At 65.8% G+C, this 14482-nt stretch carries 12 protein-coding genes; 11 read left to right on the top strand and 1 reads right to left on the bottom strand.

The genetic code is table 11. The annotated features are described in order from the left end of the window. The first annotated feature begins 147 nt into the window (after positions 1-147). From ACUXVA_RS22825 to ACUXVA_RS22785, 9 genes are all read left to right on the top strand, one after another. Entirely contained in the window at positions 148-2229 is a 2082-nt protein-coding gene (locus ACUXVA_RS22825; RefSeq protein WP_445488270.1) for a methyl-accepting chemotaxis protein, read from the top strand. Between the two features lie 181 nt (positions 2230-2410). Continuing rightward, entirely contained in the window at positions 2411-3367 is a 957-nt protein-coding gene (locus ACUXVA_RS22820) for an MBL fold metallo-hydrolase (RefSeq protein ID WP_265078251.1), read from the top strand. A gap of 318 nt (positions 3368-3685) precedes the next feature. After that, positions 3686-4501 carry a sugar phosphate isomerase/epimerase family protein gene (locus tag ACUXVA_RS22815; protein ID WP_445488268.1) on the top strand — a complete coding sequence of 272 codons (816 nt, stop codon included), beginning with the start codon at positions 3686-3688 and terminating at the stop codon, positions 4499-4501. Positions 4502-4562: 61 nt separating this feature from the next. After that, positions 4563-6200, top strand: a complete 1638-nt coding sequence (locus ACUXVA_RS22810) for an ABC transporter substrate-binding protein (protein WP_445488266.1) — start codon at positions 4563-4565, stop codon at positions 6198-6200. A 3-nt stretch (positions 6201-6203) separates the two neighbouring features. After that, positions 6204-7184: an ABC transporter ATP-binding protein gene (locus ACUXVA_RS22805; RefSeq protein WP_265078254.1), complete on the top strand. Its 981-nt coding sequence runs from the start codon at positions 6204-6206 to the stop codon at positions 7182-7184. Then, positions 7181-8176, top strand: coding sequence for an ABC transporter ATP-binding protein (locus tag ACUXVA_RS22800; protein ID WP_265078255.1), 996 nt, complete (start codon positions 7181-7183; stop codon positions 8174-8176). The genes ACUXVA_RS22805 and ACUXVA_RS22800 overlap by 4 nt, the downstream gene beginning before the upstream one ends. After that, positions 8176-9111 (top strand): ABC transporter permease, encoded by a 936-nt coding sequence (locus ACUXVA_RS22795; protein WP_445488263.1) that lies wholly within the window; start codon positions 8176-8178, stop codon positions 9109-9111. Before ACUXVA_RS22800 ends, ACUXVA_RS22795 begins: the two co-directional genes overlap by 1 nt. Before the next feature lies 1 nt (position 9112). Further along, the gene (locus tag ACUXVA_RS22790; RefSeq protein WP_265078257.1) at positions 9113-9979 is read left to right on the top strand and encodes an ABC transporter permease; all 867 of its coding nucleotides are present in this window, start codon (positions 9113-9115) and stop codon (positions 9977-9979) included. Positions 9980-9998: 19 nt separating this feature from the next. Continuing rightward, positions 9999-11273, top strand: coding sequence for an alkaline phosphatase family protein (locus tag ACUXVA_RS22785; RefSeq protein WP_445488261.1), 1275 nt, complete (start codon positions 9999-10001; stop codon positions 11271-11273). Between the two features lie 42 nt (positions 11274-11315). On the opposite strand, the gene ACUXVA_RS22780 is transcribed toward ACUXVA_RS22785, so the two are convergent. After that, positions 11316-12113: an alpha/beta fold hydrolase gene (locus tag ACUXVA_RS22780; protein ID WP_445488259.1), complete on the bottom strand. Its 798-nt coding sequence runs from the start codon at positions 12111-12113 to the stop codon at positions 11316-11318. Positions 12114-12239: 126 nt separating this feature from the next. On the opposite strand from ACUXVA_RS22780, the gene ACUXVA_RS22775 reads away from it, so the two are divergent. Together ACUXVA_RS22775 and ACUXVA_RS22770 are read left to right on the top strand one after the other, a co-directional pair. Beyond that, complete coding sequence (locus ACUXVA_RS22775; protein ID WP_265078260.1) at positions 12240-12875, top strand: GntR family transcriptional regulator; 636 nt, start codon at positions 12240-12242, stop codon at positions 12873-12875. A gap of 12 nt (positions 12876-12887) precedes the next feature. Beyond that, positions 12888-14417: an aldehyde dehydrogenase gene (locus ACUXVA_RS22770; protein WP_265078261.1), complete on the top strand. Its 1530-nt coding sequence runs from the start codon at positions 12888-12890 to the stop codon at positions 14415-14417. Positions 14418-14482: the final 65 nt, after the last annotated feature.

Below are 14482 nucleotides of genomic sequence, written 5' to 3'. Positions count from 1 at the left end.
GACGTCGTTGAAGCCCCGCGTTGGTTCTGGCGAGGAGATCGCAGCCCGTCGTGACGATTCAGGGTGGTATCTTGCAGATTGCAATGACCTCCTTAGCCATAACTTAATACCACCTTGGCATAGGTGCCCCGTAACTGGGGAAGATCGATGCGCGTCCGAATTCTGTTCTTGCTGTGCGTGTCCGCCATGGCAGCCATCATTGCTGTGGCAGCGGCATTGTTCGTTGCGGAGCAATGGCACGGTTACCGCAAGGCCAACGAGGCGGCGCAGTTGGCTGCGGCCATGGGCGCGGTGCTGCGCGCCACCGAACAGCTTGCGGTTGGCCGCGGGCCGCAGAATGCCGCCCTGATCGCCGATGACGCGGCGGCGCCCGCGGCCCTGGCGGCCGTATCGACCGCGCGCAGCCAGTTGGCCGGCGAACTGGCCAAAGCGCGGAGCGCCGCCCTTGCAGCGGTGTATCCGGGACGCGATCGTGCGGCCGCCGATCTCGACGCGCTCGGTCGCGATCTCGCTGGAATCTACGGCAGGCTCGATGCGGCCTATCGGCTGCCGCGGGCGCAGCGCGACCCGGCGCTGGTCAAGGGCTATGTGCCGCAGATGCTTGAGCTGAATGCCCGGCTGAACGGTATCGCGGATGGAATCGAACGCTATGCCGCCAAGGCCCATGAGAGCGTTGGCAGCCTGATCGAAGTGGCGCGATTGTCCTGGGACATGCGCGATGCCGCCGGACGCCGCGCCAGCGTTTTCACCAGGGCGGCCGGCAACAGCAAGATGCTGACGCTTGCGGATATCCAGGGCGCCAGTGGGCCGACCGGCGAAATCAGCCACGCCTGGATGCGTCTGCAGGCTGCGGCCTCGGCGTTTTCTGACAGTCCGCGGCTGACCGCTGCGGTCAAGGACATCGAAACCAAATTCTTCGGTGACGCCGACCGCTTCATTGCCGAACTGACGGCCAAGGGGACGGCCGGTACCGATTACGGCGTCTCGTTTCAGGAGGTGCTGAAGCGGCTGGTCGGTCCCGCCCAGCCCACGACCGCTGTTCGCGATGCGGCCATGGAGCAGGCGATTGCCGTAGCCGAAGCCGCGCGCAGCGAGGCGCTCACCAGCCTGATGCTGCTCGGTGGCGGCTTGTTGCTGGTGGTCGTGCTGGTGGTCGGGGTCACCGTGTTGTTTGACCGCCGCGTGGTCAAGTCGGTGGTGGGGATCACCGCGGCGATCACCCGGCTGGCGCAGGGCGATCGCGATGTCGACGTGCCGGCACGCGGGCGCCGCGACGAGATCGGCGAGATGGCCGGCGCTCTGGAAACCCTGCGCCTCAATGCCATCGAGGCGGCGCGCCTGGAGGCCGAGCATCGCAGCGAGCAGCAGGGCCGTGAAGCGCGTGCGGCGCGCATCGCGGAGCTGACACTGGCCTTCGACAGCGCCAGCGCCGAGGCCATTCAGGGCGTCGATGCCGCCGGCGACGCCATGCGGGCCGATGCAGAAGTTAGCTCGCGGCTGGCCACCCATACCTCGTCGCGCGCGATTAATGTCGCTGCTGGGGCGGAGCAGGCTTCTGTCAACGTCAGCACCATCGCCAGCGCTGCTGAGGAAATGAGCGTCGCTGTGGCCGGGATAGCGGAGCGACTCGAAACCTGCGCAGGGATTGCCGCCGACGCGGTACGCGAGGTTAGCGATGCTGACCGACGTATCGTTGGTCTCGACCAAGCTGTGGAGCAAATTGGCAACATCATCAAGTTCATCAGGGATATCGCCAGCCAGACTAACCTGCTGGCGTTGAATGCGACCATCGAGGCCGCGCGGGCCGGTGACGCCGGTCGCGGCTTTGCGGTGGTGGCGGGCGAGGTCAAGGCGCTGGCGACCCAGACCGCCAAGGCCACCGATGAGATCACCTCACAGATCGCCAGCATCGAGAGCGAGACGGCTGCAGTGGTTCAGGCTATCAAGAGCATTGCCTTGACCATCGGGCGCGTTGATGCTGTCACCGCCGACATTTCCGCATCGGTCATCCAGCAGCGGCAGGCCACCGGCGAAATCGCCGCCAATGCCCAGCAGGCCGCGAGCGGCACGCGCGACGTTTCCGCCAATGTGGGGGAGGTCAGTTCGGCGATGTCCGAAGCCGAAGCGGCGGCTTTACGCATGATCGCCAAGGCCGACGATCTGTCGGTGCGCAGCAGCGATCTGACGGCACGGATCTCCAGCTTCCTGAGCGGCGTGCGGGCGGCGTGAGGCCGCAGCAGGCGCGCCGGGGCGCCGAGCCAGGCTTGCATGCAGGCTACGTGCGTCAACGAAGCGCCTCGCTGCTCCCATCATAATTTGTGGGCAGCAGGCGACCAAGACCCCCCCCGATGACGCTGACACCGAAAGCGCCATCGCCCCGTTCGACAATTTCAATCCCGAGGACGACTTGATGACTATCGACAGACGTACACTTCTGAAACTCTCCATGATGGGCGCGGCGGCCAGCCATTTTGCACTGCCAGTCGCGACTGCGCAGGCTGCCCCCGAGGCCAAGCGAACCCGCTGGGTGTTTCTCGGCACCAAGGGCGGCCCGCGTATCACCACCGGGCGTTCCAATCCGGCCAACGTACTGCTCGTGGACAATGTCCCCTATGTGGTGGATTGCGGCTATGGCGTCGCCAAACGGCTCGCCGAGGCAAAGGTCGCGCTGCCGGACATCCGCTATGTGTTTGTCACGCACATGCATTCAGATCACGTGCTGGAATTCGGCAACATGGTCGACGGCGCCTGGTCGGTGGGGCTCAATCACCCGATCGAGGCGTTCGGTCCGGTCGGACTGGACGCGTTGACCAAGGCCTATTGGGAAAGCAACCGCGCCGACATTGAAATCCGCATGCCTGACGAGGGCAAGCCCGATCCGCGCAAGCTTCTGGTGGTCAAGGAGATCACCCAGTCGGGCCCGATCATGAGCAACGACAAGGTCAAGGTGACCGCGCTCCGCACCCCGCATCCGCCGATTCTGGAGAACAACTACGCCTTTCGCTTCGACACCCCGGACGGCGCGATCGTCTATGCCTGCGACACCGCCTACAATCCGGCGCTGGCGGATTTTGCCAAGGGTGCCGACTTGTTGATCCATGAAGCGCTATACCTGCCGGGCGTCGATGCCCTGGCGGGGCGGATCAAGAATGCCGCGACCCTGAAAGAGCACCTGCTGGCATCGCACACCTCCACCGAGGATGTCGGCCGCATCGCCCAGGCCGCGGGTGTCAAGAAGCTGGTGATGACGCATCTGGTGCCCGGCGATATCGACTCGATCACGGACGAGATGTGGATGGAAGGTGCGCGCAAGCACTATAGCGGCCCGATCGTGGTGGCGAAGGATCTGATGGAAATCGCGCTGTAGCGCATGCGGGGATGCCTGAGGCAACCCCGGCCATTGCTGTTCCGGCATGCACGTCAGACGGCCCGGTCGCCTGACGTGCAAGCCCGGGATGCGCAATTGCATATGTGTCGGTGCGAGCCAGCACCGGCGCAAGATCGCGAAAAGCGATCGGGGCCACGTCCACAACGTCTTGATCGGCTGCGGTTCCCGGCGGGACATGCCGCGGCAATCCGGATGCTTGGGATAGACACTGCGCTTTCATGAGGCCGTCACGTCGTTCGACTAGCTACTGCGTCGATAGAACGCAGTTCGGCTCCGAGGACATTCATGATAGCCACAATGGAACTGCCCGTCGTCGGCGCAGCATTGACGACAAAGACGCTTGCCATTCATCGCGACTGGATTCTCGAGAAGCAGCGCGATCTGGAAATTCAGGATTTTTTCAGCAGCGAGACGCTCGACGGCGATTGGCGCGCGGTGGCCGATGACGTTCGCCGCCTGCTCGACGGCTACACCGGCCGGCTCGGCATGCACGGTCCGTTCTGGGGCTTCAAGATCGACAGCCAGGATCCGCTCATTCGCGCCGTCGTCACCAAGCGGCTGTTGCAGGGGCTCGATGCCTGCGAGGCGATCGGGGCGACGCAGATGGTGATCCATTCGCCGTTCACCACCTGGGATTACAATAACCTGGATATCAATCCCGGTTCCCGCGAGGCGCTGGCCGAACGCGTGCATCAGACGCTCAGGGACGTGGTGCAACGCGCCGAGGGCATCGGCTGCGAGCTCGTCATCGAGAACATCGAAGACATCGACCCGATGGCGCGCGTGCTCCTCGCCCGGAGTTTCAACAGTGTCGCGGTTCGCGTGTCGATCGACACCGGGCACGCGCACTACGCGCATGTGTCCACCGGCGCGCCGCCGGTCGATTACTATGTTGATGCCGCCGGTGCGGATCTCGCCCATGTGCACATCCAGGATGCCGACGGCTACTCGGATCGTCACTGGTTGCCCGGCGACGGCACCGTGAACTGGATGGCAGTGTTCCGGGCGCTGGGCCGCCTGTCGCAGCGGCCGCGGCTGCTGATCGAGGTCAAGGACCAGCTCAATATTCGCCGCGGCGCCGCGCATCTCGAGGCGCTCGGTATCGCCGGCTAGCGCGATCCCGTCGTCGTCCGCGTCTGCTGCCTGTTGTTATCCGATGCCAAAGGAACGCGTCATGCTTCGTCCCAATCGCCGTTCGATTCTCAGCCTTGGCGCCGGCGCCGCCGGTGCGTTCATTCTGCCGCGGATTTCGATTGCGCAGGCCGATAACCGCCCGTCGATCACCATCGCGGTGCAGAAGGTGGCAAACTCCAACACACTCGACGTGTTGCGCGAGCAGTCCAATGTCGGCGAGCGGGTGTTCTACTCCTCGCTGTGGGAAGCCCTGATCGGCAAGGATTGGCGAAGCGATCTGCGCATGACGCCGGGCCTTGCCACCGAATGGCGCCGGGTCGACGATCAGACCGTCGAGTTGAAACTGCGCCAGGGCGTCAAGTTCCACAACGGCGACGAGATGACCGCCGAGGACGTGGTGTTCTCGTTCAGCCGCGAGCGCATGTTCGCCAACACCGAAGCCAAGAACCGCAGCACCATCCGCGCCACCGAGCAGATCCCGACGCCGCGCCCGGGCAAGGAACTGCCGGGCGATCTTCCGGCAGTGGCGCGCCGCATCTGGCCCGACCTGGTGCGCGTCGAGGCGGTGGACAAATACACCGTGCGCTTCGTCAACGCCACGCCCGACGTCACGCTGGAAGGCCGGCTGTCGCGGTCCGGATCCGACATCATGAGCCGTCGTGGCTGGGAAGAGGCCGCGAGCTATCTCGACTGGGCGCGCAAGCCGATCACCACCGGGCCGTACATGGTGGCGGAGTACAGACCCGACGTATCGCTGACGCTGGTGGCGCATGACGAATATTGGGGCGGTCGCCCGCCGATCAAGCAGATCCGCTTCGTCGAGGTGCCGGAAGTGTCGAGCCGGGTCAACGGCCTGGTGTCCGGCCAGTACCAGTTCGCCTGCGATATCCCGCCGGACCAGATTGCCGGCATCGAAAAGAACGCCGGCTTCGAAGTGCAGGGCGGCACCATCGCCAATCACCGCCTCACGGTGTTCGACAAGAACCATGCGCAGCTGGCCAACCCGCTGATACGCCGCGCCTTCACCCATGCCATCGACCGCCAGGCCATCGTCGACAGCCTGTGGGCCGGCCGCACCAGGGTGCCGCACGGGCTGCAGTGGGAATTCTACGGCGACATGTTCCATGCCGACTGGACCGTGCCGGAATACAACCCGAAGCTGGCGCAGGATCTGCTGAAGCAGGCCAACTACAAGGGCGATCCGATCCCGTACCGGCTGCTCAACAACTACTACACCAACCAGGTGCCGACCTCGCAGGTGCTGGTGGAGATGTGGAAGGCGGTCGGCCTCAACGTCCAGATCGAGACCAAGGAAAACTGGACCCAGATCATGGAGCGGACGCCGACCCGCGCCGTGCGCGACTGGTCGAATTCGGCGCCGTTCAACGATCCGGTGTCGTCGATCGTGGCCCAGCATGGTCCGAACGGACAGCAGCAGCAGATCGGCGAATACGCCAACGTCGAAGCCAATGCGCTGTGCGAAGTGCTGGAGACCTCGACGGATCGTCCGAAGCGCCGCCTTGCCTTCCGCCGCATGCTCGAAATCCTCGAACGCGAGGACCCCGCCTATACGGTGCTGCACCAGAACGCGACGTTCACCGCAAAGCCGAAATCCATCAAATGGAAAGCCTCTCCGGCCTTTGCGATGGATTTCCGTCCCGGCAATTTCGGGAGCTGAGCAATGCAGCCGCTGATCGCGATCGACGCGCTGACCGTCGCCTTCAAGGGCGTGAAGGTGCTGGACGGCGTCAGCCTTGAAGTGCGTCGCGGCGAGGCCATTGGCCTCGTCGGCGAGTCCGGCTCCGGCAAGTCGGTGACCTGGCTGGCGGCGCTCGGCCTGCTGCCGAACACTGCCACCGTGAGCGGCAGCGTCAAACTGGAAGGCGCCGAACTGCTCGGCGCATCGCCGGGCGCCCTGGACAAGATCCGCGGCGGCAAGGTCGCCATGATCTTTCAGGATCCAGCCAGCGCGCTGAACCCGGTGCTCAACATCCGCCGGCAGATCAGCGAAAGCCTCGCTTTGCATGGCGGGTTGTCGGGAACTGCGATCCACGCCGAAGCGAAACGCCTGCTCGATCTGGTGGGCATCCCCGACGCCGAGCGCCGGCTGTCGGCCTATCCGCACGAATTCTCCGGCGGCCAGAGCCAGCGCATCATGATCGCCATGGCGCTGGCAGGGAATCCCGACCTGCTGATCGCCGACGAGCCGACCACAGCGCTCGACGCGACGATCCAGGCGCAGATTCTCGAACTGATCTGGCGCGTGCGCCGCGAGACCGGCATGGCCATCGTGCTGATCAGCCACGATCTCGGCGTGGTCGCGGAAAACTGCGACCGCGTCGCGGTGATGTATGCCGGCCGCATTGTCGAGGAAGCGCCGGCGGCGGAGCTGTTCGACGATCCCCGCCATCCATATGCCGCCGGACTGGTCGGATCGCTACCGACCATGGACGGCCCGCGGCGCCGGCTGACGGCCATCGCCGGCACCGTGCCGGACCCGAAAGCCATGCCGACCGGCTGCGCCTTTGCGCCGCGTTGCGACTTCGCGGGCGGGCCATGCCAGATCCCGCCGCGACTGCGCGCCATCGCCGACAACCGGCGGATCGCCTGCGTCATCGACCGTGCGGCCCCGGCGCATCGTTACGTCCAGGCGGCGGAATGACCACGCCGCTGCTGAGCGTTGACGGGCTGGTGCGCAGCTATCGGATGAAAGCCGGCATGTTCGGACATGCGCGTGAGGTTCGTGCGGTCGACGGGGTGAGCTTTGCGATTCCCCGCGGCAAGACCCTCGGCCTGGTCGGTGAATCCGGTTCGGGCAAATCGACCACCGGCCGGCTGGTGCTCGGTCTGGAAAACCCCGATGCGGGAGCGGTCGGTTTTGACGGCGCGCCGCTGGCGGCCTTGGACAGCACGGCCTGGCGGGCGTCGCGTGCGCGCATGCAGATGATCTTCCAGAATCCGCTCGGTGCCCTCGACCGATTGCTGCCGATTGCCACCCAATTGCGCGAGCCGCTGGACATCCACCGCATCGGCGACGCGGCATCGCGCGCCGCGCGGGTGGCGGATCTGATGCGCAGGGTGGGGCTGTCGCGAGACATCGGACAGCGCTATCCGCATGAACTGTCGGGTGGTCAGCGCCAGCGTGCGGTGCTGGCGCGGGCGCTGACGACCAAGCCGGATTTCCTGGTCTGCGATGAGCCGGTCAGCGCGCTCGACGTCTCGATTCAGGCCCAGGTGGTCAATCTGCTGACCGATCTGCAGGCCGAGTTGAATTTGACCATGCTGTTCATCAGCCACGATTTGCGGGTGGTGCGTCAGATCAGCGAACGCGTCGCGGTGATGTATCTCGGGCGCGTGGTCGAACTCGGCGACGCCGACGATCTGTTCGCCTCGCCGCAGCACCCGTACACGCGCGCGCTGGTGTCGGCCTCGCCGACACCAGGCCGGCGCAAGGCCGAGCGCATCGTGCTGACCGGCGAGCCGCCGAATCCCGCGGCGAAACCTGCGGGCTGTGGCTTCCATCCGCGATGCCCCATCGCGTTCGCGCGCTGTCGCGTCGAGGCGCCTGACCTCGCCGAAGTCGCGCCTGGCCGCAGCGTGGCCTGCCATCAGGTCGGATCGGGTTCTTCCGCGCGCGCCGGAGCGTTGCACTGATGGCACGCTATTTCGCGATCCGCTTGTTGCGGGCCCTGATCACCATCGTGCTCGTCGTCACCTTCGTGTTCGTCGTGCTGCGGATGTCCGGTGACCCGGCGCTGATCATCCTCGGCCCGGAGGCGCCGCCCGAAGTGATCGCCGCGTTCCGCAAGGCGTGGGGATTGGACGATCCGATCTGGATTCAATACGTCAACTACTTCGGCGCCATCGCCAAGGGCGAGTTGGGCCGCTCGATGCGCGACGGCCGTTCGGCGATCGAACTGGTGCTGGAACGGATTCCGGCCACGCTGGCGCTGACGATCCCGGCATTGCTGATCAAGCTCGCGATCGGCATTCCCGCGGGAATTTTCGCGGCGCTCAATCGCGGCAGCTGGATCGATCGCGTGGTGATGATCGGTGCCGTAGTCGGCTTTACCGTGCCGAGCTTCGTGCTCGGCCTGGTGCTGGTGCTGATCTTTGCCGTCCAGCTCGGCTGGCTGCCGTCGGGCGGGCAGGAGAGCTGGCGCCACGCCATTCTGCCGATCGCGACGCTCGGCATCGGCGGCGCGGCGGTGCTGGCGCGCTTCACCCGCAGCGCCATGCTCGAAGTGCTCGGCCATTCCTATATCCGCACCGCGTCGGCCAAGGGCCTGTCGTGGCGGACCGTCGTGTTGTCGCATGCGCTGCCCAACGCCGCGATTCCGACGGTGACAATTGTCGGCTTCATGGTCGGCAGCCTGATCGCCGGCGCCGTCGTCGTCGAGAGCGTGTTTTCATGGCCCGGGGTAGGGCGGCTGCTCGTCGTCGCGGTGGCCAACCGCGATCTCGCGGTCGTGCAATGCATCCTGCTGCTGGTCGCCGCCACCATGGTGACGTCCAACATGATCGTGGATTTCCTCTACGGCTTCCTCGATCCACGCCTGCGCAGCCCGCAGGCGGCCGGAGCGCATTGAGATGGCGGATCTGTCACTTCCCGAGGAACGCACCGCAAAGCCAACGTTGACATGGCCGAAAATCCCGGCTGCCGTCGTGATCGCCATTGTCTGGCTGGTCGCCATGCTGACCATCGGGCTGCTGGCCGATACGCTGGCGCCCTATGGCATGACCAAGATGGACCTGCGCAACCGTCTGGCGCCGCCCGGCCATGCGCTGCATTGGCTGGGCACCGACGAACTTGGCCGCGATGTGCTGTCGCGCCTGATGTTTTCGATCCGCATCTCCCTGCTGATCGCCTTCGGTGCGACGGCCATCTCCGCGGTGGTCGGCACGCTGCTGGGATTCCTCGCCGCGCATTTTCGCGGGTTCGTGGAGCAGGCGGTGCTGATGCTGGCCGACTTTCAGGCCAGCATGCCGTTTCTGATTCTGGCGCTGGCGGTGCTGGCGTTCTTCGGCACCTCGCTGCCGCTGCTGATCGGGCTGATGGGCTGCTACGGCTGGGAACGTTACGCGCGCATCGCCCGCGGGCTGGCGATCTCGGCGAACAAGCAGGGCTATGCCGCCGCGGTCCGGCAGCTCGGCGCCACGCCGTCGCGGATCTATCTGCGCCATATCCTGCCCAACATCGTCTCGACGCTGATCGTCTCCATGACCCTGGTGTTTCCTGAAGTCATCCTGCTGGAATCCGGCCTGTCGTTCCTCGGCCTCGGCGTGCAGCCGCCGATGACCAGCCTCGGCAACATGGTCGGCTACGGCCGCGACTATGTCGGCAGCGCGCCGTGGATCATGCTGGCGCCGGCGGTGACGATCACGCTGACCACGCTGGCGGTGTCGCTGATCGGCGACTGGCTGCGCGACCGCCTCGATCCCACCCTCGACGACTAAGCTCGGAACGGAAGCAGCCATGTCACACCCCATCGTCGTCACCGTCATCTGTGACGGAAACCGGCCGGACTTCGTGTCGGAAGAAACGACGCCGCACATGGCGCGGCTGCGCAAGGCCGGTACCTGGTTCGCTGACCATCGCGGCATCTTTCCGTCGGCGACGCGGGCGTCGTCAGCCTCCATTGCCACCGGCTGCTGGCCGGTCTCGCATGGGCTGCGGGGCAACATGGTGGGATTGCCCGTCGCCGGCGGTCATGAGCTGCACGACGCCGGCAGACCAGAATTCTTCGACACCTATCGCAATCATTTTGGCCGGCTGCTGCTGCGCCCGTCGCTGTCGGCGCGGGTGGCGGAGCTGCACGGCGCGTTGCTGTGCTCCAACGTCTCGCCGGGCGCGGCCTGGTTTCACGACGCCGATGCCCACGCCGAATTGTATCACCGCGAGCTGAGCTATCGCCCGGGCAGGGTGCCGCTGCTGCCGCCGATCGACGCACCCGCAGGTGCTGTCGGCGACGCCGTTCTCACAGAAAAATTCATCTCGATTCTGCTGGAGCGTCCGCCCTCGGTGGCGACGCTGTGGCTGTCCGAACCCGACAAGACCATGCACGCCTTTCCGCTCGGCTCGCCGCAGCACCTCGCGGCGTTGCGCGCGGTCGACAACCACGTCGGTGCTGTCGCCGAAGCCGTCGCGCGGCTCAGGGATCGCGGCCATGACGTGCTGCTGATGGTCGGCTCCGACCATGGCCATGAATCCGTCACCGAGGTCGTGCCGGTGGAACGGCGCCTGTTCGAGGCGGGTTTCAAGACCGAACTGGAGAGTCCGGACCTCGTCGTGGCCTGCCAGGGATCCTCGGCCTTCATTCACTTCGGCGACGACGCCCTCAACCGGCGGGACGAGGTCGCCGACTGGCTCGGCCAGCAATCCTGGGCAGGGCGCATCATCCGCGGCGAAGACCTTGCCGCGCTCGGCCAGATCCCGGCCGCCGACGTGCTCGCCGTCGACATGGCAAAATCGCCGGGCAGCAATTGCAACGGCATTCCCGGCCTCACCGTCATGGCGGTGCGCTTCTCCGAGGACGAGGACGCCGTGCGCCGCGACTGCGGCATGCATGGCGGGCTCGGCCGCTACGAGACCAATCCCACGCTGATGATCGTCGGCAACGGCTTTGCCGCGGGGCAGGTGGTGACGACGGAAAGCCGCATCATCGACCTCGCGCCCACCGCCTTGCACCATCTCGGCCTGCCGCAAGACGGCCTCGATGGCGTGGCGCTGGGTGGTGGCAACTTCGGTTGAGATCGCATCAGGCGGACGGCGCGCTTCAACGGTCGCGCACCGTCAGGCGGCGCGGATCTCTGCGCCGTGAGTCAGGAATGGCGCGATGGCTTCGAGGAACGCCTCGGGAGCCTGCAAGGGCGGTACGTGGGCGCAGCCTTGCAGCACATGCAGGCGGGCATCGGGCAACAGCACGCTCAACTCCTCCGACATCGGCGGCGGCGTGGCTTCGTCCTGATCGCCGACCATCACCAGCACGGGCACCGTCACCTTCGCTAGCTCCGGCCGCAGGTCGAGCCCGGCCAGCGACGTGCAGGCGGCGTGAAACACCTCGATGTCGGTGCGCAGAAACGCCGCCTCGCGCTCGCGCATCAGCTCGGGATGTGCCTCCTGATAGTCGGGGGCGAACAGCCGCCGCATCGCGACCGGCGTGATCGCGGCCAATCCCTTGGCCCGCGCCGCGGCCGCCATGTTGCGGAACGCCTCGCGGCCGGGCTCGGAGAACGCCGCGCCGCAATCCGCCAGCACCAGGCGGCTGGCGATCCCCGGATGGCGAATGGCCATCTGCAGCGCGACGAAGCCGCCATAGCCGTTGCCGAGCACGATGGCGTCCTCGCCAGCCGTGGCCTCGCGCACGAACGCGGCCATGCGATCAGCCACCGCGGGCAGCCCGCCTTCGACGGAGTGTGACGCGCCGAAGCCCGGCAGCTCCGGAACGATGACGCGAAAGCGCCGGGCGAGGGACGGCGCGATGCGGTCGAAGCTGGCGCGGTCCGAGAGCAGCGAATGGAACAGCACCAGCGGCGGGCCTTCGCCCAAAACCTCAGCGTTGACAGTGCCGTCGGCGAATAACTGGTTCATCGGAAGTCCTCGGTGGTTCGATCGCACGATCCAGTGATACGGGGATTTGCGGCAAGTTCAAGCCATTTCCCGGTTGACGTGATATTTCACGCGTGAGATAAATTGGCTGAGAATTGGATTCTAACGATGCTTTTGCGCGACAATATCTACGATTTGCTGCGTGATGATATCCTGACCTGTCGGTTTGCGCCGGGTGATGATATGCGCGAGCAGGATCTCGCGGAGCGTTATGCGGTCAGCCGCCAGCCGGTCCGCGAGGCCTTGCTGCGGCTCGAGCGCGAGCATCTGGTGACGGTGCAGCCGCGCCAGGGCTACCGGGTCAACCCGATCTCGCTGGGCGATGCGCGCGACCTGCTGCGTTTCCGGCTGGCGCTGGAGCCGGCTTGCGTCGCCGAGGCGATCGAACATGCGCCCGCCGAAGTGCTGACGGCGTTGGACGAGTTCCGGACCTTCGTCGGCAACCGCGAGGAGTTCATCACCTACAACCGCGCGTTCCATACCGCGCTGGCCTACGCCTCCGGCAACCGCCGCATGGCGGTCGCCGCCTGCGACCTGATCGGGCAGGCGGACCGCCTCGTTCGCGTCAGCCTGGCCAACGTCAAGGGGCACGACCCCGCGCAGCTCGTCGCCGAACACGCTGACCTGATCGACGCGATGCAGCGCCGCGATGGCCGCGCCGCCGCCCGCATCATCCGGGCCCACATTCAGAAAACCGAAAAACGCGTGCTGCCGGCGCTTGCCCGCAACGCGGTGATCATCTGACGGAGATTAGCCATGAACAGCCCCGCAACACCGACAGTCTCAGACGTCGAAACCCACGGCAATTTTGTCGACGGCAAGCAGATCGAGGCTGGCGACGGCGTTTTGCTCGATGTGCGCAACCCGGCGACTGGCGAGATCATCGCGCGGATTCCCAACTCGACTTCCGCCGACATCGACCGCGCCATGAAGAGCGCTCGTGCGGCGTTCGAAGGCCGCGAATGGGGCGGGATGGATATCCGCAGCCGCGCCCGCCTGGTGAACCGGCTGGCTGATGCCTTCGAGGCCAATCTCGACACGCTGTATCGCCTGGAGACCCTGAACAACGGTCGCCCGCTCAACGAGACCCGCGCCCAGCTCGGACGCCTGCCTGACTTTTTCCGGTACTTCGCCGGACTAGCGCTGTCGCGGCGCGACTCGGTCATTCCGGTCGAGGGCGATTACCTGAACTACACCTTGCGCACGCCGATCGGCGTGGTCGCCAACTGCACGCCGTTCAACCATCCCTTGATGATCATGTGCAAGTCGCTGGCCGCGGTGCTTGCGTCGGGCTGTACCACCGTGGTGAAGCCGTCGGAATACACCCCGCTGACAACGCTGAAGCTGGCGCAGATCTTCACCGACGCGGGCCTGCCGAAAGGCGTATTCAACGTCGTGCTCGGCCTCGGCCAGAGCGCCGGAAAGATGCTGGCCGAGCATCCCGACATCAACAAGCTGGTGCTGACCGGCGGCACCGAAGCCGGCCGCATCGCTGGCAGCGCTGCCGCAAAAGTGTTCGCGCACCAGACCATGGAACTCGGCGGCAAGACGCCGGTCATGGTGTTCGACGATTTCAATATTGATCAGGCCGTCAACTACGCCGCGTTCGGCGCCTTCATCGGCGCCGGCCAGACCTGTGTCTGCGCCTCCCGGCATATCGTGCAGGACACGATATATGACGAATTCGTCGAGAAGCTGCAGCGCAAGACGGAGTCGATCCGCATCGGCGACCCGTTTGATCCGGCGACCCAGCTCGGACCGGTGATTTCCGCCAAACAGCGCGATCGCGTGCTGATGTATTCGCGTTTCGGCAACGAGGACGGCGCGCGGCTGGTCACCGGCGGCGTCGCCGCCGATGTGCCCGGTCATCAGGGCGGCTACTTCGTCAAGCCGACGGTGTTCGCCGACGTCCGCGCCGACATGCGCATCTTCCAGGAAGAAGTCTTCGGACCGTTCACCTCGGTGACGCCGTTCAAGGACGAGGCCGACGCCCTGCGGCTTGCCAACGACTCGCCGTTCGGCCTGGCTGCCGCGATCCGTACCAGCAATGTCGGCCGCGCCCACCGCGTCGCCGCCGGCGTTCGCGCCGGCATCGTCTGGGTCAACGACCATCACCGGCTCGATCCGGCGTCGCCGTGGGGCGGCGTCGACGACAGCGGCATCGGCAGCGAATTCGGCACCGAGAGCTTCGAGACGCACTTCAACACCAAGAGCGTCATGGTGGCCACCGCTGAGAAGGATTTTGACTGGTACCGCGACACGGCGGGCCAGAAGCGCCTCAACTAACAGATCGAATCGGGCGGCTGCCAAAAGTCCAAAGAGACGCAGCCGTCCGCACCATCAACACAACG

The sequence above is a fragment of the Rhodopseudomonas sp. RCAM05734 genome, assembly GCF_052658035.1.
The sequence above is the reverse complement of the archived record's forward strand: the minus strand, read 5'-3'. Positions and strand labels throughout refer to the sequence as shown.